The sequence below is a fragment of the Seohaeicola sp. 4SK31 genome (assembly GCF_028802875.1).
GTDB lineage: Bacteria > Pseudomonadota > Alphaproteobacteria > Rhodobacterales > Rhodobacteraceae > Seohaeicola.
On sequence record NZ_JARAMP010000027.1, the window covers coordinates 23,400 to 45,259 of the forward strand.

Annotated in this window: 19 protein-coding genes; 7 read left to right on the forward strand and 12 right to left on the reverse strand. The window is 66.2% G+C overall.

What is annotated here, in order from left to right; translation table 11 throughout:
* Genes phnK through phnG form a run of 5 tightly spaced genes read right to left on the reverse strand, consistent with a single transcriptional unit; the run spans position 1 to position 3,746 of the window.
* A complete protein-coding gene (gene phnK / locus PVW27_RS18205) occupies positions 1-771 on the reverse strand; it encodes a phosphonate C-P lyase system protein PhnK (RefSeq protein ID WP_274560184.1) in 771 nt (256 codons plus the stop codon).
* On the reverse strand, positions 768-1,652 hold the full coding sequence (locus tag PVW27_RS18210; RefSeq protein ID WP_274560185.1) for an alpha-D-ribose 1-methylphosphonate 5-phosphate C-P-lyase PhnJ: 885 nt from the start codon (positions 1,650-1,652) through the stop codon (positions 768-770). The genes phnK and PVW27_RS18210 overlap by 4 nt, the downstream gene beginning before the upstream one ends.
* Complete coding sequence (locus tag PVW27_RS18215) at positions 1,649-2,731, reverse strand: carbon-phosphorus lyase complex subunit PhnI (RefSeq protein ID WP_274560187.1); 1,083 nt, start codon at positions 2,729-2,731, stop codon at positions 1,649-1,651. The genes PVW27_RS18210 and PVW27_RS18215 overlap by 4 nt, the downstream gene beginning before the upstream one ends.
* Positions 2,731-3,315 carry a phosphonate C-P lyase system protein PhnH gene (gene phnH / locus PVW27_RS18220; RefSeq protein ID WP_274560189.1) on the reverse strand — a complete coding sequence of 195 codons (585 nt, stop codon included), beginning with the start codon at positions 3,313-3,315 and terminating at the stop codon, positions 2,731-2,733. Before phnH ends, PVW27_RS18215 begins: the two co-directional genes overlap by 1 nt.
* Positions 3,315-3,746 (reverse strand): phosphonate C-P lyase system protein PhnG, encoded by a 432-nt coding sequence (gene phnG, locus PVW27_RS18225; RefSeq protein WP_274560190.1) that lies wholly within the window; start codon positions 3,744-3,746, stop codon positions 3,315-3,317. Before phnG ends, phnH begins: the two co-directional genes overlap by 1 nt.
* Before the next feature lie 132 nt (positions 3,747-3,878).
* On the opposite strand from phnG, the gene phnF reads away from it, so the two are divergent.
* A complete protein-coding gene (phnF, locus tag PVW27_RS18230) occupies positions 3,879-4,592 on the forward strand; it encodes a phosphonate metabolism transcriptional regulator PhnF (RefSeq protein ID WP_274560191.1) in 714 nt (237 codons plus the stop codon).
* A gap of 64 nt (positions 4,593-4,656) precedes the next feature.
* Entirely contained in the window at positions 4,657-5,841 is a 1,185-nt protein-coding gene (locus tag PVW27_RS18235) for an alpha-D-ribose 1-methylphosphonate 5-triphosphate diphosphatase (RefSeq protein WP_274560192.1), read from the forward strand.
* 7 nt (positions 5,842-5,848) lie between these two features.
* Here the strand turns inward: PVW27_RS18235 and PVW27_RS18240 are convergent, their stop codons facing one another.
* From PVW27_RS18240 to phnC, 5 genes are all read right to left on the reverse strand, one after another.
* Complete coding sequence (locus PVW27_RS18240) at positions 5,849-6,466, reverse strand: chloramphenicol acetyltransferase (protein WP_274560194.1); 618 nt, start codon at positions 6,464-6,466, stop codon at positions 5,849-5,851.
* 45 nt (positions 6,467-6,511) lie between these two features.
* Positions 6,512-7,864, reverse strand: a complete 1,353-nt coding sequence (gene phnE, locus PVW27_RS18245) for a phosphonate ABC transporter, permease protein PhnE (protein ID WP_432762098.1) — start codon at positions 7,862-7,864, stop codon at positions 6,512-6,514.
* A 2-nt stretch (positions 7,865-7,866) separates the two neighbouring features.
* A complete protein-coding gene (gene phnE, locus PVW27_RS18250) occupies positions 7,867-8,751 on the reverse strand; it encodes a phosphonate ABC transporter, permease protein PhnE (protein WP_274560196.1) in 885 nt (294 codons plus the stop codon).
* A gap of 69 nt (positions 8,752-8,820) precedes the next feature.
* Entirely contained in the window at positions 8,821-9,729 is a 909-nt protein-coding gene (gene phnD / locus PVW27_RS18255; RefSeq protein ID WP_274560198.1) for a phosphonate ABC transporter substrate-binding protein, read from the reverse strand.
* Positions 9,730-9,795: 66 nt separating this feature from the next.
* The gene (gene phnC, locus PVW27_RS18260; protein ID WP_274560199.1) at positions 9,796-10,626 is read right to left on the reverse strand and encodes a phosphonate ABC transporter ATP-binding protein; all 831 of its coding nucleotides are present in this window, start codon (positions 10,624-10,626) and stop codon (positions 9,796-9,798) included.
* Positions 10,627-10,764: 138 nt separating this feature from the next.
* Between phnC and PVW27_RS18265 the strand changes: the two genes are divergently transcribed.
* Positions 10,765-11,829 carry a flavin monoamine oxidase family protein gene (locus PVW27_RS18265; protein WP_274560201.1) on the forward strand — a complete coding sequence of 355 codons (1,065 nt, stop codon included), beginning with the start codon at positions 10,765-10,767 and terminating at the stop codon, positions 11,827-11,829.
* A 70-nt stretch (positions 11,830-11,899) separates the two neighbouring features.
* Here PVW27_RS18265 and PVW27_RS18270 read toward each other — a convergent pair whose 3' ends face one another.
* A complete protein-coding gene (locus PVW27_RS18270; RefSeq protein WP_274560203.1) occupies positions 11,900-15,331 on the reverse strand; it encodes an ATP-binding protein in 3,432 nt (1,143 codons plus the stop codon).
* A complete protein-coding gene (locus PVW27_RS18275; protein ID WP_274560205.1) occupies positions 15,331-16,587 on the reverse strand; it encodes a metallophosphoesterase family protein in 1,257 nt (418 codons plus the stop codon). Before PVW27_RS18275 ends, PVW27_RS18270 begins: the two co-directional genes overlap by 1 nt.
* Positions 16,588-16,890: 303 nt before the next feature.
* Here PVW27_RS18275 and PVW27_RS18280 point away from each other — a divergent pair, with 303 nt between their 5' ends.
* Genes PVW27_RS18280 through PVW27_RS18295 form a run of 4 tightly spaced genes read left to right on the forward strand, consistent with a single transcriptional unit; the run spans position 16,891 to position 21,445 of the window.
* On the forward strand, positions 16,891-17,979 hold the full coding sequence (locus PVW27_RS18280; protein ID WP_274560206.1) for a TRAP transporter substrate-binding protein: 1,089 nt from the start codon (positions 16,891-16,893) through the stop codon (positions 17,977-17,979).
* Positions 17,980-17,981: 2 nt separating this feature from the next.
* Positions 17,982-18,512, forward strand: coding sequence for a TRAP transporter small permease subunit (locus PVW27_RS18285; protein ID WP_274560207.1), 531 nt, complete (start codon positions 17,982-17,984; stop codon positions 18,510-18,512).
* A gap of 19 nt (positions 18,513-18,531) precedes the next feature.
* Entirely contained in the window at positions 18,532-19,857 is a 1,326-nt protein-coding gene (locus PVW27_RS18290; protein WP_274560208.1) for a TRAP transporter large permease, read from the forward strand.
* A 1-nt stretch (position 19,858) separates the two neighbouring features.
* Positions 19,859-21,445, forward strand: a complete 1,587-nt coding sequence (locus PVW27_RS18295; protein ID WP_274560209.1) for a gamma-glutamyltransferase family protein — start codon at positions 19,859-19,861, stop codon at positions 21,443-21,445.
* Positions 21,446-21,860 lie beyond the last annotated feature (415 nt).

A 21,860-nucleotide genomic window follows, 5' to 3' on the forward strand; every position in this document is an offset into this window, starting at 1 on the left:
TCAGGCCTGCAACACGCTGGAGACCAGCAGTTGCGTATAGCCATGCTGCGGATCGTCCAGCACCTGATCGGTCAGACCCGCCTCGACCACATGGCCCGATTTCATCACCATCAACCGATGCGCCAGCAGGCGCACCACTGCCAGATCATGGGTCACGATCACCGCACTCAGCCCCATCTCGCGCACCAGCCCGCGCAGCAGGTCCAGCAGCCGCGCCTGCACGCTGACATCCAGACCACCTGTGGGTTCATCCATGAACACAAGCCGCGGCCCGGTCACAAGGTTCCGCGCGATCTGCAAACGTTGCTGCATCCCGCCCGAAAAGGCGGTGGGCCGGTCGTCGATCCGGTCGCCCGCGATCTCGACCCTGTCCAGCCAGTCCAACGCCTGCCCCCGGATATTTCCGTAGTGGCGCGCGCCCACGGCCATCAGCCGCTCGCCGACGTTGCCGCCAGCACTCACGCCCATCCGAAGCCCGTCACGCGGGTTCTGATGCACAAAGGCCCAGTCGGTGCGCGCCAGCATCCGCCGTTCCGGCTCCGACATGGCGCGCACATCGCGCGGCCCATCCGCGCGCGTGTCAAAGACCACCGCGCCCGCATCCGCCTCAAGATGCCCGGCCAGACAGTTCAGCAGCGTCGACTTGCCCGATCCGCTTTCGCCCACGATCCCCATCACCTCGCCGGGATAAAGATCAAAGCTCACATCCTGACAGCCGATCCGCGCGCCATAGCGCTTGGTCAGGCCCTTCACCTGCAACAACGGGGTCATGCCGCATCCTCCTGTCCGGTCGTGACGGGGCCTGACGCGGACAGCCGCCCCAGATGCCCCGCATCGCGGCGCGTTTCACAATAGTCCGTGTCCGAGCAGACGAACATCCGCCCGCCCGCATCATCCACGATCACCTCATCCAGATAAGAGGTCGCGGACCCGCACAGGTCACAGGCATGATCCGCCTTGCTGGCCTCGAACGGGTGATCCTCGAAATCCAGACTGACCACCTTGCAATGCGGTGGCAGCGCATAGATCCGCTGCTCGCGCCCCGCGCCGAACAATTGCACAGCGGCACTCTCCAGCTTGGGATTGTCGAACTTGGGGATCGGCGAGGGGTCCATCACATAACGCCCCTCGACCTTGACCGGATAGGCATAGGACGTGGCGATCTGCCCGTGCCGCGCGATATCCTCGTAAAGCTTCACATGCACCAGCCCGTACTCCTCAAGGCTGTGCATCTTGCGCGTCTCGGTCTCGCGCGGCTCCAGAAAGCGCAGCGGTTCGGGAATGGGCACCTGATAGACAAGGATCTGGTCGCGGGTCAGCGGCTCTTCGGGGATGCGGTGGCGGGTCTGGATCAGCGTCGCATCGCGCGTGCGCCCCGTGGTCGCGACACCGGCGGTCCTTTCAAAGAAACGCCGGATGGAGACCGCATTGGTCGTATCATCGGCACCTTGGTCGATCACCTTCAACCGATCCTCCGGCACCAGACAGGCGGCGCTGACCTGCACCCCGCCCGTGCCCCACCCGTAAGGCATCGGCATTTCGCGGCTGGCAAAGGGCACCTGATAGCCCGGCACAGCCAGCGCCTTCAGGATGGCACGGCGGATCATCCGCTTGGTCTGCTCGTCCAGATAGGCAAAGTTGTAATCGCTCATGCCACAGCCTCCTTCGCGGCCTGCGCCTCGGCCCGCAAGCGCCGCACCAGTTCCAGCTCCGACTGGAAATCGACGTAATGGGGCAGCTTGATATGCTCCAGAAATCCGGTCGCCTGAATGTTGTCGCAATGCGACAGCACGAATTCCTCGTCCTGCGCGGGCGCACCCAGATCATCCTCGCCCAGCTCGCGCCAGCGCAGCGCGCGGTCCACCAGCGCCATGGAAATCGCCTTGCGCTCGGTCTGCCCGAACACCAGCCCGTACCCACGGGTGAATTGCGCGGGTTCCGTCTTGGACCCCGCAAATTGGTTCACCGTCTCGCATTCCGTCAGCTCGACCTCGCCGATCTGGATAGTGAAGCCCAGTTCGGGCACCTCCATCTCGACCGGCACCCGCCCGATGCGCAACTCGCCGACAAAGGCATGGTTGCGCGCATAGCCGCGCTGCGTCGAATACGCCAAGCCCAACACGAACCCCTCATCCCCGCGCGTCAAGGCTTGCAGCCGCAGCGCCCGGTTCGCCGGAAACTCCAGCGGTTGCCGCGTCAGATCAGGGGGGGCCGCGTTGCTCGGTTCCTCGGTCTGGATCAGGCCGTCACGGTTCAGGAAATCCGTGATATGCGGCACAGCGCCGGGCTGCGTGTCGGCCCGCGGCGCGGGGGGCACCTCGCCCTCCGCCGCCAGTTTGAAATCCAGCAAACGATGCGTGTAATCGAAGGTCGGCCCCAGCACCTGCCCGCCGGGCGCATCCTTGAACGTGGCCGAGATCCGCCTGTCGCAGCGCATATCCGCCGTCTCCACCGGACGCGACGAGCCGAAGCGCGGCAAGGTCGTCCGATACGCGCGGATCAGGAACACGGCCTCGATCAGATCGCCGCGCGCCTGCTTGATCGCCAGCGCCGCCAGATCCGGGTCGTAAAGCGAGCCCTCCGCCATCACCCGGTTCACCGCCAGCGCCATCTGTGCGCGGATCTGCGCCACGCTCAACTCCGGCACGGCGGGATCACCCCGCCGCTCTTCGGCCAGCCAGGCATGGGCGTTCTCGATCGCCCGCTCGCCGCCCTTGACAGCCACATACATCAGACGACCTCCGCCGCTTGCGCGACAACCGTGCTGCGCGGCAGCGCCGCCAACCTGTCGCCACAGGTGAAAAAGAAATCCAGCCCCAACGGGAACAGCGCCCGATTGGCCCGAAAGGCCGCCACGTCCGGCAGACTCAGCCGCGCCGCATCGGCAATCCCCGGCCCGGTCAGGACCGCGCCGTCACCCCGCAACGCGCTCATCTCGACGATCAGAGTGGCGGACCTGTCCGGATATTCCGCCGTCCCGATCCTGTAACCCCCGAGCGGCAGCAGACTGTCCCACGCGCCCAGCGCAAAGACCGCATCGCCACGCGCCTCAACCACAGGGGCGCCAGTATGAAACGCGATCCAGCGCCGCAATGCGACACTGTCATGGGACGACGCCAGCCAAACCGGCGTCTCGGGATCGCACAGCACCAGCAGCAGAACGGCCGCCGCAACTGACACAGGCTCAGGCGCCTGCGCCCCGGCCACCTTCAGGATATCTCCGGGCCGCGCCATCGCCATCATCGCCGCGCGAAAGCCCCAGGCCGACTGGATCGACGGGTCGGCAAACCCGCCTGTCATCATTGCCTCATCCATCAGTCATCACCCCGCACCAGCGTGAAAAACTCGACCTTCGTGGCCGCCGCCTTGGCCGCACGCAGGCCCGCGCGCGCCTGCACCTCAGCCAGGAGCGGCTCCAGCACCGCCGCACGCAGATGCCCGGCCTCCGGCCCCTGCATCAACGCATCCACCAAGGCCGCCTGCTCCGCTTGCCGCTTGTCGCGTCCCTGCACATAGGCATGGCCAACGGCCCCACCCTCCAGCACCAGCGCGCAGCGGGTCACCGTCATCTCGCCCAGATTGAACGGGGCACCCGTGCCACCTGCACGGCCCTGCACCATCACCCCGCCCACCTCGGGCGCGCGCAGCCAGCGAAAGGCGGGGGCCATGTTCACCCCTCGCCACAGACGATCCAGCAGATCTGCGGGCGCGCGCGCCAGAAGCCCCATCCAGTCCTTGCGGTCCATTCCCGCCTCCATCCTGTGATCCGGACAACCGACATCTTGCCGACTTGTCTAGATTACTATACAACTATACAAATTCTAACCCCATGCTGCCCACGCCGCAAGCGCCGCTTCGTGAAATTTTGGTGACACATCATGACGACAACCCCGCTCTGGTCCTCCATCGCCAGCACCCTGCGCGACGAAATCAGCGCGGGGCTTTACCGGCCCGGCGACAGGCTGCCGACCGAATCCGCGCTCGCCCGCCGCTTCGGGGTGAACCGCCACACCGTGCGCCACGCCCTGTCAGGGCTGGTCAAGGACGGCACGATCACCACCCGCCGCGGCGCGGGTGCTTTCGTCAGCCGCGCGCCCACCGATTACCCGCTGGGCCGCCGCGTGCGCTTTCACCAGAATCTCGCCGCCGCCGGACGCCTGCCGGAAAAGCGGTTCCTGCATATCGAAACCCGCGCCGCCGATAGCGATGAGGCCGAGGCCCTGTCCCTGGCGCAGAACGCGCCGGTCCACCGGGTCGAGGGGGTCTCCTTCGCGGACGGCCTGCCCATCGCGCATTTCATCAGCACCTTTCCCGCCGCCCGCTTGCCCGACCTGCCCGCCCATCTACAGGCGACAGGATCGGTCACGCAGGCGCTGGCCGCCTGCGGCATCACCGATTACACCCGCGCCAGCACCCGCCTGTCCGCGCGCCGCGCCACCGCGTTGCAAGCCCGCCACCTGATGCTGCGCGAGGGCGATCCGATCCTCTTCAGCTTCAGCATCAATATCGACCCGGCAGGCCAACCCGTCGAACTGGGCCAGACGGCCTTCATCGGCGATCACGTCACCTTGAGTATCCTGCCAGAGGCATGAGTTTGTCACAGAACGGATACGCTTTGCAGTTATCCACAGGGTCAGCCACACAGGAAAACCCCGGATGACACGCCATTCCCACCCGCCTTTGCGCCTTGTCGGCGCCACTGTCCTGCGCGAAGGGCAGATGCAGAAACGCTCGGTCGCGATGCAGGACGGCGTGATCACCAAGGGCCCCTTGCCCGAGGTGGACCTGACCGGGTTTCTGGTCCTTCCCGGCATCATCGACCTGCATGGCGACGCCTTCGAACGGCACATCGCGCCGCGCCCCTCCGCCCCCTTTCCCATCGAGACCGGCCTGCACGCCACCGACCGCGACGCCGCCGCCCATGGCGTGACAACCGCATGGCTGGCGCAAAGCTGGTCATGGGAGGGCGGCCATCGCAGCCCCGACATGGCCGAGGACATCATGGAATCGCTGGACACCCTGCGCCCCCACCTGATGACTGACCTGCGCCTGCAACTGCGGGTCGAGACGCATACGGTCGATACCGCTGACCGCCTGCTGGCCGCCATACGCCGTCATGACATCGACTATGTGATCTTCAACAACCATCTGGACGAGGCGCTCCATCTTGCCGGGTCCCGTCCCACCGAACTGGCGCTCTGGGCCGCGAAGTCCGGCCGCTCCCCCGCGGCACAGCTGGCACTGGTCGAGGCCACGCGTCAGCAGGCTCCGCAAGTGCCCCGCTACCTCTGCCGTCTGGCCGAGGCATTCGACACGCTGGGTGTTCATTACGGCAGCCATGACGACCCGGATGGAGAAACGCGCGAGCGGTTTTCGATGATCGGTGCGCGCATCTGCGAATTCCCCATTGCCCGCTCCGCTGCGGCACTCGCCCGCGCGGTCAACGATCCCGTGCTGATGGGCGCACCCAACGTGGTGCGCGGTGGTTCGCAATCGGGCAATATCGCCGCCACCGACCTGATCCGGCGCGGGATGTGCGATGCGCTGGTGTCTGACTACTACTACCCTGCCCTGTCGCGCGCGGCGTTCCGTCTGGTCGATGACGGCATCCTCGACCTGCCCGCCGCATGGGCGATGATCTCGACCCGCCCGGCCGAAATCCTCTGCCTCGCGGATCGGGGCGTCATCGCCTATGGCAAACGCGCCGATCTCTGCGTGGTGAACGAGGAGACGCGCCGCGTCGAGGCGACCCTCTCGGCGGGTCGCCTGACCCATCTGACCGGCGAGGCCGCGCATCGTTTCCTCGGCAGTCGCGCCGAACTGGCCATGGCCGCCGAATAACCCCGGCCTAGCCTTCGTAGCGGTCCAGAAAATCCGCCACCGACAAGCGTCGGAAATCCTCCAGCGCGGCCCGCAACCGGGCATGATCCCAGTCCCACCACGCCAGCACGATCATCCGCGCCGCCAGATCCTCGGGCAGGCGCATCCGGATCACCTTGGCAGGCACCCCGGCAACAATGGCATAGGCTGGCACGTCCTTGGTCACGACAGCGCCCGACGCCACAACCGCGCCATGTCCCACCGTCACCTCGGGCTTGATCTGCGCATTGTGCCCGATCCAGGTATCATGCCCGATCACCACCCGCCGCGCGCGGCGCTTGGCGAACCAGTCCCCATCATCCGCCGCATCCGGCCAATAGGACGCGCTGCGATACATGAAGTGATGCAATGAGGCGCGGTCCAGCGGGTGATCCGTCGCACCGATCCGCACGAAACTGGCGATATTGGCGAATTTGCCGACACTCGCATTCGCGATGTCACAGAAACGGTCGCAATAGCTGTAATCCCCGATCCCGGAATGGGCCACACGCGACCCGCGCCCGATCTCGCACCACGCGCCAAAGGTCACATCCGTGATCTCGCAATCAGGATGCACCAACGGCGCCTCCGCCCTCAGATCCTTCACGCGCCCCGCCCCTTCATCTTGCCAGAAATACTCAACAGCAACGCCTCAATGCCCCGCATCGTCACCCTTGATCAGCCGCCGCCGCAGCCAGCCCGACACGCTATCCATGACCATCACCATCAGCACGATCAGCACGATGTAATAGGTGACCTCCTCCCAATCCTTCTGGGTCTGGATCGCCTGGGTCAAGAACAAGCCGATGCCGCCCCCGGTGATCGCGCCGATGATCGTGGCGCTGCGGGTATTGGACTCGAAATAATAGAGGATCTGCGACAGCAGGATCGGCGTCACCTGCGGGATCACCCCAAAGCGATAGCGCTGCAGAGGCTTGGCCCCGGTCGATTGCACACCCTCGATCTGGCGGCCGTCCACATTCTCCAACACCTCGGAAAAGCTTTTGCCAAAACTGCCCGTATCCGTGATCAGGATCGCCAGCGCCCCTGTCAATGGACCGGGCCCAAAGGCGCGGCTCAGGATGATCGTCCAGATCAGCCCATCCACCCCGCGCACGAAGTCGAACACGCGGCGCACTGCGAACCGCAGCGCCACGACAGGGGCAAAGTTCTTTGCCGCCAGAAAGGCCAGCGGCAGGGCAATGACCGCCGCACCGAACGTGCCCAGAAAGGCCATCAGCACCGTCTCGCCAATAGCCCAGAACACATCCGCGTGCCGCCACATCGGGTTGCCCATGAAATCAGCGACGGCCCCGACAACGTTCCCCCGCATCGGGTCAATCTGCGGCCCGAACAGGATCTCGCCCAGCCCGCGCCCATGATAGGGGCTGTCCAGCGTGAACCAGAACAACTCCCACCCCGGAAAATAGCGGAACACCTCGTCCTTTGAGCGGGTCACGCTCACCCGTCCCGCATCGGTGGTGATCGACACACGGCTGTCCGACACGCTGGCCCAGTCCGGGCTCTCGCCCGGCCCATAGCCCGGAAACAGCGCAACGATCCTGCCATCGATCCTGTCGATCTGGATCATCCCGACATCCGGCATGTCATAGGTCACGCGCCGGTCAGGCAGGAAACGCACCACATGCCCGCCCCCCAGATCTATCACCGTATCGTCGAACCCGCCTGACACCCAGGCCGGCATCGTGCCCTCGGGGTAGCGCCCCTTGTTCTCGCCCTCGACCGCATAGACCATCTCGCCGGCGCGGGCATCACGGGTGACATGCACCTTATGGCTATAGCTGTCGGCCACCAAAATCCGCGCATTGTCCATATTGGCCCGCTGCACCAGCCCCGGCACATCAAAGGCAAAGAAGACATAGACCAGATAGGCCAGCACCAGCACAGGCACCGCCAGCGCCAACCGGCGTTTCCGCGCGATCAAGGTCATCGCGGCCTGCAAGGGCACCCCGCCGGGGCGCGCCGCCCCCAATTCCGTGGTCATGCTCATCGCGTCACCCCATGCACCAGACGATTGCGGAAATGGCTCGACACCTGATCGAAGAACACGATCGTAAGGAACAGCAGGATGAAGATCGCCGCCGAAATGTCGAACCGCCCCGTCCCGAAGGTCATCGCATTGCGCAGCTCATAGCCGATGCCGCCCGCCCCCACGAACCCCAGAATGGCCGAGGCGCGGGTGTTGATCTCGAACCGCATCAGCGCATAGGACAGGTAATTCGGCGCCACCTGCGGGACCACGCCCAGCAGCATCCGCTGCCACCAGTTGGCCCCGACCGACTGCAACCCTTCGACAGGTTTCAGGTCCACATTCTCGGACACTTCGGAAAACAGCTTGCCCAGCGCCCCCGCCGTATGCAGCGCAATGGCGATCATCGCAGGCACCGGCCCGCCGCCCAGAATGAAGATCAGCACCAGCGCGATCACGATTTCGGGAAAGGCACGCAGGATATCCATGATCCGCCGGAACACCGGGATCAGTCGCGGAAAAGGGGCCAGCCCCCGCGTCGACACCAAGGACAAACCCAAACCCAGCGCCGCGCCCAGCAGGGTCGATACCGCCGCGATATTGATCGTCTCGATCAGGGCCGGAAAGAACTCCACGAAATAACCCGGCAGGTTCGCCCGCTTCTCCCAGGCTTCGGTCACCAGACCCGCCGGGAAATCCAGAACCTTGGGCATCCCGTCCCAGAACCCGCCGGCCGAGCGCCCCTCGACGATGCGAAACCCAAGGATCATCGCGATCACGAACAGCGCGATCATCAGCCCCGAATACATGCGCCGCGCCCGCACCATCCGCAGATAGCTGTCACTGTTCTGCGTCAGGGCACGCGCCGCATTCGGGCTGCGGGCAGCGGTCAGATCGGACATGAAGGGTCTCCCTGAAAACGAGGGGCCGGGGTCAAAGGCCCCGGGCCCCCTTGCAAGCGATCCCGCGGATCAGTTCGACATCTGCGCCTTGCGCACCGCGATGATCGTCTCATAGGCGTCATGGCCGATGGGGGTGAAACCCGCCGTCTCGCCCGCCGCCACGCCATAGGCGCATTCCGGGTCATTCGCATGCAGGTTCTGGGTCAGCTCGGTCATCTTGGCCTTCACATCCTCAGGCAGCGCATTGCGAAGCACGATCGGACCTTCGGGGATCGGCTTGGATTTCCAGATCTCGACCAGTTCATTCATGTCCACCAGACCCGAATCCACAGCCTTGCGCAGCGCACCCGAGTTGTAACCGTCCTCCCAGTCGCCCTGCCCATCGGCCCAGGTCACACCGGCATCCACATCGCCATTGGCCACGGCCACGATGGTCTGCTCATGCCCACCCACAAAGCGGACTTCACCGAAATAATCGCCCGACTCCATCGTGGACCCCGTGGCGGCCGGGATCTCGACCGACGGCACCAGATAGCCCGAGGTGGAGTTCGGATCACCGAAGGCGAAAACCTTGCCCTTCATGTCCTCCAGCGAGGTGATGCCGCTGTCCTTGCGGGCAAAACCGATGGAGTGATAGGTGAATGACCCGTCAAGGTTGGTCTTGACCAGCACGGGCGTCACCGCCTCGGGCGCTTCCAGCCAGACCGCGGCATAGCCGGACGCGCCCAGCCATGCCATATCCAGCGTGCCCCCGATCAGACCCTGAATGACGCCGTTGTAGTCGGCGGCGGTGAACAGCTTGGTGGGCACCCCAAGTGCCTCTTCGGCATAGGCGCGGAAACACTCGTTGGACGCCAGACGGTCCTGTGCATTCTCGCCGCCCAGCAGGCCGATGCGGAATTCGGTGATCTGCTCCTGTGCAAGGACCGGGCTGATCAGGGCGGTCGTGGCGACCATTGCGGCAAACAGTTTATTCATGGCTCTCTCCGGTTTGGAAAACCCCTCGCGCAGGATGCGGCGGAGGGCGGTTTCAGGTCTCAGACGTCAAATGGCCGCCTCAGCTTCGCGGATGGCGCGGGCGGCGGCATCGCTGCGCTCCAGCGCCTCGATGCTGGTGCTGGTGGCCTCCTCGCTGAAGCTCGCATCGGCCCCATAGATGTCGCGCGCAACACCCGTGGTCAGTTGCGCGGGCGTGCCGTCAAACACCACGCGCCCGTCGCGCATCCCGATCACCCGGTCGCAATAGCGCCGCGCGGTATCAAGCGTGTGCAGGTTGGCGATGACCATGCGGCCATCCTCTTCATGGATGCGGCGCAGCGCCTCCATCACGACCTGCGCATTCATCGGATCAAGACTGGCGATGGGTTCATCGGCCAGAATGATCTTGGGGTCCTGCATCAGGGCCCGCGCAATGGCGACGCGCTGCTGCTGCCCCCCTGACAAGGCTTCGGCCCGCTTGGGCGCATGATCCGCGATCCCCAGCCGGTCCAGAATGGCAATCGCCTTCTCGATATCGGCAGTCGGATAGAGGTTGAACATCGTCGCCAGCGTCGACCGGCGGTTCAGCGTGCCATGCAGCACGTTGCTGACCACATCCATGCGCGGCACAAGGTTGAATTGCTGAAAGATCATCGCACAGGCGGATTGCCAGGAACGTTTGTCCGCACCCTTGAGGGTCAGGATATCGCGCCCCTCATGGATCACCTGCCCCGAGGTCGCATCGGTCAGCCGGTTCAGCATCCGCAACAGCGTGGACTTGCCCGCGCCCGAGCGTCCGATGATCCCGATCATCTTGGGCGCATCGACCGAAAAACTCACCGCATCGCAGGCGGTATTCGCACCGAAGCGCTTGGTCAGCGTGTTGACCGCAAACATGGCTGTCCCCCTTTGGTCTGCCTTGCGGCGTAAGGGATCAGCGCGACGGCTTTGTTGCATTCAGGTGAAACTTTTGTAAACGGGCCGGAACGGCGCGCGCCGCAGGGCCGCGCCCGGACCCTGCGGGAAAGGCACATCATGCACCGGATCGACATTGCCGTGATTGGCGCAGGCCTGTCCGGCCTGACCTGCGCGCGCCGGCTCTCGGACGCCGGGGCCAAAGTGGCGGTGTTCGAGGCCGCGGCCCGCATCGGCGGCCGCATCCACGCGCTCCGCGACGAACAGGGACAGGTGCTGGCCGACCTTGGTCCCACATGGGTCTGGCCGCCGCATCAGCCCGTTGTGGCGCAGTGGCTCGACAGGCTGGGGCTTGCGACCTTTGTGCAGGCCAATGATGGCGATGCCGTGATCGAAGGCTATCACCCCGCCCCGGTCCGCGCCCCTTTGCCCGGTCAGGACGGCATGATGCGCATCAAGGGTGGCCCCGCAGCCCTGGTGCAGGCCATGGCCGCGGGCCTCCCGGATGGCATGCTCCATCTGAACCGCCCTGTGACACGCCTTGATCCGGGCCGGAACGGGCTGATCCTCACCGATGCGGCAGGCGCACAGGTCATCGCCGCGCGGGTCGTGCTCTCGGCCCCGCTGCGCGTCGCCGCCACCCGCATCGCGATCCCCGCCGCGCCCACAGCCCTGCTGCACGCGATGCGCGCCACACCCACATGGATGGCGGGGCAGGCCAAGGCCGTGATCCTCTACGACCGCCCCTTCTGGCGCGACAGCGGCCTCTCAGGCCGCATCGCCAGCCGCATCGGCCCAATGGTCGAAGTGCATGACCACAGCGCCCCGAACGGCCAACCCGCCCTGTTCGGATTCGTCGGCTGGCCGCCCGAGGCCCGCGACCCCGCCGCGCTGGAGGCGGCGATCCGCGCGCAACTGATCCGTTGTTTCGGCCCGGACGCCCCGCACCCGAACTCCGTCACGGTGCAGGACTGGTCGCGCGAACCGCTGATCTGCACGGCGTCGGATCACATGGGCGCGCATCCCGACCTGCCCCCGGCGATCCTGCGCCAACCCCATCTGGACGGCCGCCTGCATATCGCCATCGCGGAAACCTCGACCCGCAGCCCCGGCCTGATCGAAGGCGCGCTCGACGCAGGCGATACCACCGCCACCGCCCTGCTGACATCGGCCGGAGTGGAATGAGTATCTCCGGCCGGATGAAGCAGTCCGCGCGCCCTGCTTCTTCTTGCTTCAAATATCCAGAAACAACGGCTCAGCCCAAAGCATGGACGCGCACCGCGGGACAGATCCGCTGGGCGATCTCGCATAGATGCCGGTGATGCGTCAGATAGATCACCTGCCCGACTCCGGCCATCCCGGCCAGCAGGGCAAAGGTCTCGGCGGCGCGGTCATCGTCGAAGGTCTCCAATATGTCATCCGCGATGAAGGGCACCGTTTCCCGCGCAGCTGCGATCTCGTGAAAACCCGCGACCCGCAGCGCCAGATACAGCTGGAACCGCGTCCCCTTGGACAGATCCCGCGCCAGTTTCGACGCCCCCGTCGCCGCAATCGCCACCAGCACCTCGCGTTCACCCTCGGGCTGGGCGGCCAGTCCGCTGTAGTCGCCCCGCGTGATGGTGCGGAAGGCCTCTGACGCGCGCTGCATCATCGCGCTGCGGTGACTGTCGCGATAGCCTTGCAAGGCGTGATCCACCGCCACGATCCCCAACCGCTGCCGCAGGAAGGCGCGCGCCTCCTCGGCGATCTGCAATAGCAATGTCTGCCGCTCTTCCTGCAAACGCGCCACCGCATCGTCGCCACCCACCGCCTCGATCCGCCCCTGCGCCTGCGACAGATCCGCATAAAGCCGCTGCAAATCCTGACCCTGCCGCTGTTGCGCCGCCATCAGCCCGGCGCGCTCTGCCGCCAGCGCGGGCCGGTCCAACCCCTCCAGCGCCGCCACCGCCTCGGCCAGCCGGTCGGTGCCCATCCCCTCGCAAATGTCACGGGCCAGCCGGTCGCGTTCGGCGGTCAGATCCTGCCGCCGTGCGGCCTGCGCCACCACATCGCGCAGCGCCTGCGCGTCATCGCAGCCGAAATGCCGGCAGAACTCGGCCAGCCGCGCCTCGGTCACGGCCAGCTTGTCCCGCAACCCCTGCGCGACCTGCTCACCCGCTGCCAGCTTCCCGTGCAAATCCTGCCGTCGCGCCTGCCCCTCAAGCGCGGCCCGCTGCCGCGCCCGCAACGCGGCCCAGGTTGCCGCGGGATCATCCTCCGGCAGACCCAACCGCCCGGCCAGCGCGGCCACCGCCGCGCCAAAAGCCGCATGATTGGCCTGCATCTTGCCGATCCGGTCGCGCAATCCGCGCAAGTCGCGCCAGCTTTGCTCAAGGCTCTGGAACAGGTCCAGCACGCCGCCCATCGCGGCCACGTCCGGGCTGTCACTGCCCCCCAGCGGCAGACGCCCGCAGGCCGCCTGCCAGTCATCCTGCCACGCCTGCATCGCCGCCCCGGCGCGGTCCAGCGCCGCCTGCCGCCGCCGCAGATCCTCTGCCGCCGCATCCCGCGCCTCGACCAGCGCGGCCTTGCCCTGCGCGCGCTCCAGCAGGACCCGTGCCTGTGCGGCCAGCACCGGCAGCGGCGCATCCTCCGCCACCGCCTGCCCCGAGGCCGCAAGCCCCGCCGCCAAGGCATCCCGCACCGCCGCCTGCCCCCGCGCGGCCCCCTCCAGATCCCGCGCTGCGGCCTGCCACGTGGCCAAGGCCTCCAGCGCCAGTTCGCGCCGCCGCATCCAGTCTTCCAGAGCCTCGGGCGATGTCGCGGGGTCCAGCCCCGCCGGCAGCACGCGCGCCAGAGCCTCCCGCACCGCGGCGCTTCGCGCCGCCGCCGCCTGCGCCTCGGCCTCATGCCGCGCACGCTCTATCTCCAGCGCGGCCAGCCGCGTCTCGGCTTCGGCCCGGTGCAGCGCGGCGGTCTGCGCCCGCGCCAGAGCCGCCGTCACCTGATCGTCCTGCCTGAGAGCCGCCTCGAACGCCTCGGCCGTCTCTGTGCTCAAAGCCGCGCGATGCGCGGCCCACAGGCTTTCCCGCGCCGCCCTGCTCCGCGCCGCATCCTCCAGCGTGACCTGTCCCGCCGCGACCTCGGCCTGCATCTGCGCCGTGATCCGCGCGGCCTCCTCCGTGGCGCGCGTCACCTCTGCATGCGCGCGCTCTTGGCCCCGCTGCGCCTCGGCCAGCGCCTGTCGCCAGCCCTGCACCTGCGCCGCATCCGGCAAGGACAGCGCCATCAGCGCCGCCCCATCCCCGCGCCACGGCAAAAGCCGCGCCAAGGCTGTCTCCATCCGGTCGCGCGCCGCCGCCTCAAGTCCGCGCGCACGCTCCAGCGCGCCTGCGGGATCGCCGCGCTGTGCGCCCTGCACGACCTCGGCCAAAAGCGACAGATCGGGCACCGCGCCACCATCGTCACCCAGCCGCGCCACCAGCGCCGCCAAACGCTGGGCCGCCGCAGCCTCTTCCTGCCGCGCCGTATCCAACGCCGCCGCCACGCCGGACTGCCGCTCCATCAGCGCGCGCAGGCTGGCCACCAAGGGAGGGGACAGCACAAGATCAGCCGGATCGCGCCCCGCCGCACCCAGTTGTCGCAACAATTCGTCGATCTGCGTCTGCACCTGATCCGCCTCGGCCCGGCGCGCGGGCAGGTCACGCACCGCTCCGTCGAAATCGGATTTCAGCGCCTCCGCCTCGGCCATCGCGGCATCCTGCGCCAGCATCGCGGGATCATCCCGCGCGGCCTCCATCTCGGCGCGCAGGCCGTCCATCAGCGCGGCCTGCCCTTCAAGACGCACCACTGTCTGGCCATGCTCCCGCGCAAGGTCGTCCAGTTCCGCGATCCAGCCCTGCGGCACCGCAGGCAGATCCGGCAAGACCTTGAGATCCGCCGCGATCAGCGTCAGCCGCGTCACCAATGGCAGCGCCGCCAATTGCCGCTCAACCAGATGCAACCGCGCCAGCGTGTCATCCTGCACTGCCTGCGCCGCATCCAGCGCCGCCTGTGCCTGTTCGCGCTGCTGCGACAGCACAGCAAAGTCCCGCGCGCCGACATCCTGATCGGCAATCTGCTGCTCCACCGCCGCCAGCGCCTTTTTCAGATCGGCCAGCCCGCCAGTGCGGCCACCGGGCTTGAAGAAACCCGCCGTCTTGCTTCGCAACCCCTCCAGCGCCTGACCCATCTCCGCCAGACCGCTTGAGGCGGTAAACAACATCTGCCCCAGATCCCCCTGACTGGAGAGGATGCTTTCCCCGCCCTTCTCCAGCGTCTCGTCATCCAGACTGAACATCGCCTCATAGCCCGCCCGGTCGATCCCGCCGAGGAGACCGGGCATCATCGCCTCGGGCAGGGCATGTCCCGCCGGATCGGTCAGCGTGCCCGTGCGTCCCTTGGTGCGGATCACCTCCAGCACCTCGCCGCCCGCGTCGATCGCAGCCCCCAGCCGCATCGACGCATAAGGGTGCAGGAAATCCATCCGGCTTTGGGTGGGGATACCATACAGAAGATCCAGCCAGCCTTGCATGGTGGTGGATTTGCCCGCTTCATTGGGCCCGTAGATGATATGGAAATCAGGCCCATCGGCCGGAGCCGCGCCGAAATCCAGACTGCGGTCCGTGAACTTGCCGTAGCGGATCAGATCAAGCCGGCGCAGGCGCATCAGGCGTCCCCCTCCAGCCCGTGCAGATGGGCCAGCACCTCTGCGGCACCCTCCTGCAACAGCGCATCGCGGATCGCCGCCTGCGTTGCCGGATCATCGCCCAGCATCCCGCGCAACTCCTTGGGCAGGGTCTTGGCCAGAGCCTCGATCACCGCATCCGCCTCGGCCAGAATGGCGGCGGGGGGTGTGGTCATACCTGCGATCTGACGCCCCAGTTCCGCCAATGGGCCGGCTGTATCGGGAGGGGCGTCATCGGTGCAGGCCAGCTCCACCTTGTCGATCCACAGCGTCCCGATCCCTTCGGCGGTCAACCGCGCCTCATCCAGCAGCAGTCCCTGATCGCGCCGCAGTCGCCAGAGCAGCGGCGTCCGTCCCGTCAGCACAGGCCGCAGCACCAGATGATCCTCGCCATGATCCCGCCGCGCCGCGCGCAGCGCCCCCGACAACGCCGCCACGACACCCGGCCAATCCTCGGCCCCGTCCAGCGGCACCTCCACCCGCTCGAACCGGGCCACGCCGGTTGAGCGCGCCTCGACCGTCACAGTGCCATCATCCGCCACGGTGACCAGCGTCACGGATTTCGCACCCGCCTCGCCAATGTCACGCCCCTGCGGGATGCCGGGCATCACCACATGACAGCCGCCCGCATGATGCGCGCGCGCATGGATATGCCCCAGCGCCCAGTAATCGAACCCGCTGCCCTGCAAATCCGCCAGACGGCACGGCGCATAGGGATCATGCCCCGCCGCCCCGTCCAGACTGGTATGCAGCATCCCGATATTCACCGCCCCCGGCACAGGGGCCTTGAACCGCCCCAGCAGGCTGTCCGGCGCATGCGGCCGCGCGAAACTGATCCCGTGAATGGCCACCTCCAACGCGCCCTTGCTGCGCCGCACCACCCCCGCCTGCGCGCCAAACACCGTGACCGAAGGCGGCAAGACCAACTGCGCCGTGATCCGCGATTCCGCGTCATGGTTGCCCCGGATGATGAACGTCTCGATCCCCGCCGCATCCAGACGCCGCAACCCTTGCGTCAAAAACCGCGCCGTCTTCATCGAGGTCTGCGCCCCATCATACAGATCCCCCGCGATCAGCAGCGCATCCACCGCCTCTTCCAGACACAGATCAATGATCCGCGTGAATGCCGCGCGGCTGGCATTGCCGATCACCTCGGCCAAGGCGCTATCCCGCAGCGCCAACGATTTCAGCGGCGAGTCCAGATGCAGATCAGCCGTGTGAACGAAACGAAAGGGCAAACAAGGCTCCATCTGACAGCGGCACCGGGGAGGCTCAGCCTGTCCTGCGCACCGCAGGTTGTCAAACCCGAAACAGGCCCCGGCAGCCGCTTCTCAGACTGCCTTATTTGTATTCACCAGCGCATTGATCAGCGGAAATTGTATACAATATGACCAATCAACAAGGCCATCCACGCCCTTTCCCCTGCCCCTCATCCGCCCGCTGCCCTAGCTCGTCCCTCACGGAGGAGACGCACCAGAAACCGGACCGCAAGCCAACCTTGCGGCCACCCCGACAGGGACCCAGACAGGAGAGGTACTTTCATGGAACGTCGCAGATTTCTGACCGCCACCGCCGCAGCCGCCGTGGCTGCCCCCCTGGCCGCCCCCCGCGTGGCACAGGCGCAGGACAGCTTCGCCTGGCGCATGACCAATTCCTACGGCCCCGGCTCGCCCTTCTACGTCGAAGGCCCCGGCAGCCCCACGGACATCATCGCCAAGATCGACGCCATGTCCGGCGGCCGCCTCAAGATCCAGCACTTCGCCGCAGGCGAGCTGATCCCCGCCTTCGAGGGCTTCGACGCCGTCCAGCAGGGCGTGATCGAGATGAACGCCTCCAACAGCTATTTCTGGTCGGGCACCACCTTTGCCGCACAATACTTCACCACCGTTCCCTTCGGGATGAGCTTCGCCGGACATATGGCATGGCTTTATCACGGCGGCGGTCTGGAGCTGTGGCACAAGGTCTATGAACCCTTCGGCCTTGTTGCCTTCCCGATGAACAATACCGGTGTGCAGATGACCGGCTGGTTCCGCGAACCGATCGAGGATGTCAGCCAGTTGCAAGGCCTGCGCATGCGCATCCCCGGTCTGGCCGGTCAGGTCTATGCCAGCCTTGGCGTGGACGCCCGCGTCCTTCCGGGCGGCGAGATCTTCCCCGCGCTGGAACGCGGCGTGATCGACGCCGCCGAATTCGTAGGCCCCTATCAGGATCGCCGCCTTGGTCTGCAAAACGCCGCCAAGTTCTACCACACCACCGGCTGGCACGAGCCCTCCACCACGGGGGAACTTCTCATCTCCAAGGCCGCTTGGGATGCCCTGCCCGCCGATCTGCAACAGATCGTCAAGACCGCCTGCATGGCCGCCTGCCTTGAAAGCATGACATGGTCCGAGGCCGTGAATGGCGAGGCCCTGTCCGATCTGGTGGACAATTTCGGCGTCACCGCCGCCGTCCTCCCCGAAGCGGTGGTCGAGGCACTGCGCACCGCGACCGCCGACACGCTGGCCACCCGGGCCGCCGCCGATCCCTTGGTCAAGGAAGTCCATGACAGCTACATGGCCTTCAAGGCGAACCACGACCGCTGGGCTGGGGTCAGCGAAGGGCCGTGGCACAAGTCCATCCTCAAGGTCTGAAGATGCGCGCCCTCTCACGTTTCGTGAACGGGATCGAGGGCGCGGTCCGGCTTTTCGGCTGGATCGCGGCCTGGACCTGCGTGGCGCTGGTGCTGATGGTGGCGGGCGATGTGTTCATCCGCTACTTCCTGCGCACCGGGGCCGTGTGGTTGCAGGAATTGCAATGGCACCTGATCTCGCCCATCGCGCTGTTCGGCATGTCCTACGCGCTTTATTGCGGCGAACAGGTCCGCGTCGATGTGCTGTTCGAACGCTTTCCGCCTTGGCTGTGTCGCCTGATCGAGGTGATGGGCGGCCTCGCGCTCATGGCCTTTGCCCTCTATGCCGTCTGGCTGTCGATCCCATGGGTGCAGCAGTCATGGCTGCGCGCGGAATCCTCGCCAAATCCGGGTGGCCTGCCCTATCGCTGGGCGCTCAAATCGCTGATCCCGCTGGGGTTTGCGCTACTGGCGCTGCAAGGTCTGGCCCATGCGCTGCGCCATGGCTTTGGCCTTCCCAACCCGGCCCATGACAGCGGGCCCTCGGGACACTGAACTTCAGGAAAGAACCGCTATGTCTCCGACCGAACTTCTGGCGATCGGCATGATCGCCGCCTTTTTCGTGCTGCTGATCATCGGCATCCCCGTGGGCATCGCCATCGCCGTGTCGGGGCTGGTCTTTGGCTATGCGGGTTTCGGCCCGATGCTGTTCAACCTGCTGCCCGCACGCATCTATGGCGTTGTCACGAACTATACCTTCATGGCGATCCCTCTCTTCGTTTTCATGGGCGTGATGCTGGAAAAATCCCGTCTGGCCGAGGAACTGATCGACATCATCGGCCATGTCTTCGGCAAGGTCGCGGGCGGCATGGGTGTGGCAATCATCCTTGTCGGTGTGCTGCTGGGGGCTGCGACCGGCATCGTCGGGGCCACCATCGTGACGCTGGGCCTGCTGACCCTGCCCACGCTGCTGCGCCGGGGCTATCCCAAATATCTGGCGACCGGCATGATCTGCGCCTCGGGCACCTTGGGGCAGATCATCCCACCCTCGCTGGTGCTGATCCTTCTGGCGGAAATTCTTGGCGAATCGGTAGGCACCATGTTCGCCGCCGCCATGATCCCCGGCCTGACACTGGCGGGCGTCTATATCATCGCGATCCTTGTGCTGGCCGCATGGAAACCCGGCCTCATGCCTCCGATCCCGCAGGCCGAACGCGACGCCATGAGCGGGGCACAACTGGCGAAAAAGGTCCTTCTCGTCGTCGGCCCGCCCATCGGTCTGGTGATCGCGGTTCTTGGCTCGATCATCGGCGGGCTGGCCGCCCCGACGGAAGCGGCCTCGATGGGGGCCATCGGCGCGCTGGCCTTCGTGGCGCTGTCGGGGCGGCTGACCTTCGATCTGCTCAAGCAGGTTGCACGATCCACGCTGCTCATTTCCTCGATGGTGTTCTTCATCCTGATCTGCGCGCAGGTCTTTGGTCTGGCCTTCCGCGGTTTGGGCGGCGAACACCTTGTGGGCCGCATGTTCGAATGGGTCCCCGGCGGTGTGAACGGCGCAATCCTGTTCATGTTGCTGCTGGTCTTTCTCTTGGGCTTCTTTCTGGAATGGATCGAAATTTCTTACATAGCCCTGCCGCTGTTCCTGCCCTTCTTCATCGCCAATGGAGTCGATCTGGTCTGGCTGGGCATCCTGATCTGCCTGAACCTGCAAACCTCATTCCTGACGCCCCCTTTCGGCTGGTCGCTGTTTTTCCTCAAGGGCGTCGCCCCGCCTGAGGTGACGACCCTTGACATCTACAAGGGCGCAGTGCCCTTCATCGGACTGCAAGCGCTGGCGCTGGCACTGGTTTACGTCTTCCCCGGGCTGGCCCTCTGGCTGCCCGCAGCAATCGGGTGGTGACATGCTGACATCTTCCATGGGTTACAAAGGCGCGATCAGCGCCCCCCATCGCGCCGCCGCACTGGCCGGTCGCGATATCCTGAACGCGGGCGGCACGGCGATCGAGGCGATGGTCGCCGCCGCCGCCGCCATCGCGGTCGCCTATCCGCATATGAATGGGATCGGCGGCGATGGCTTTTGGGTGATCCACCGCCCCGGTCAGGCCCCTGTCGGCATCTCGGGCTGTGGCCGGGCCGCGGGCCTCGCCACACCTGAATGGTATGCCGAGCGGGGCGTCACCACCGCCCTGCCCGCACGCGGCCCATTGGCCGCCCTGACCGTGCCCGGCACCATCGACGGCTGGGCCAAGGCCCTCGCCCTCGTCCCCGAAAACCGCCGCCTGCCCCTGTCCGACCTGCTCGCCCCCGCCATCGCGCTGGCGCATGACGGGATCGCCGTGACAGCCAACCAATCCCTGACCACGGCCGCCAAGCTGGACACCCTCAAGGGCGTGACGGGCTTTGACGAAACCTTCCTCGTCGACGGCGCGCCACCCGCCCCCGGCCACAAACTCCGTCAAGCCGCCCTCGGCGACACGTTCGCCCGCCTCGCCGAGATCGGCCTTGACGACTACTACCGCGGTGACATCGCCACCACCCATGCGCGCTTCCTTGAGGACATGGGCAGCCCCCTGCGCCTGACCGATTTCCACCTCTTCGCCGCCGAACAGGTCACCCCCCTGACCGTCACCACCAGCGCCGGGCAACTCTTCAACATGACCGCCCCCACACAGGGCGTATCCTCGCTGATGATCCTCGCCCTGTTCGACCGTCTGGGCATCACGCAATCCGAAGGCTTCGCCCATCTGCACGGGCTGATCGAGGCGACGAAACAAGCCTTCATCCAACGCAACGCCGAACTGGGCGATCCAGACCAGATGGCCACTCCCGCGCAGGACTGGCTCACGGACAGCCATCTGGATGCTCTGACTGCCAAGATCGACATGACCCGCGCCCTGCCATGGCCGCACCCGGCAAAACCCGGTGACACGATCTGGATGGGCGCGGCCGACAAGGACGGCATGGTGGTCAGCTTCATCCAGTCGGTGTTCTGGGAATTCGGATCGGGCCTCACCTGCACCGATACCGGCGTGTTCTTCCAGAACCGTGGTGCGGGCTTCTCGCTGGCTGCAGGCCCCAACCAGCTCGGCCCCTACCGCCGCCCTTTCCACACGCTGAACCCGGCGCTCGCGCAACTGACCGATGGCCGCGTCATGGCCTATGGGACGATGGGCGGCGAAGGCCAGCCCCAGACACAAGCCGCCGTCTTCACCCGCCATGTGACCTTCGGTCAGGACCTGCAAGCCGCCGTCACCGCCCCCCGCTGGCTCTTGGGCAAGACATGGGGCGAGACGACGACCACCCTCAAGCTGGAAGACCGCTTCGACCCTGCCCTTGTCACCGCCCTGCAAGACGCCGGTCACGAGGTCGAGATGATCGCCCCCTTCTCGGACACCGCAGGCCATGCAGGGGCGGTGGTCCTTCATCCCGAAGGGCTGATGGAAGCCGCCTCCGACCCCCGCGCGGACGGCGCGGCAATTGCCTTTTGAGGCCAAGACGGATCGGGCGCACCAAGGGTGGGATGACCGCGCCACTGCGCGCGGGAAAAGAGGCGGCCGGCCGCCCACTGTGGATGTTTCTGACAGCCGCCCAGCAGAGAGACTATACCGGCGCGCGCGCACTACTGGACGGCTTTCCGCGCGCCTAACACCTGCTGGCGGTGCGAGGATACGATACAGACTGGCATCGCGCCGCCCTTATAGACAGGGGAAAACCCCCCGTGGCTTCAACGCAAAATGCGCACAGCTCCAATATCCTGCACTACCGCAAGTGCCTCTTGGGGGCTCTGTTGCACAAATCGGCTGATCGCCGAAGTTCCCCTTTCCCTGGACAGACTTATCCCACGGTCTCTGTGACGGGTATGCCGAGTGCGGTGTAGCCGTTCAGGATGGCGATGCGGACCTG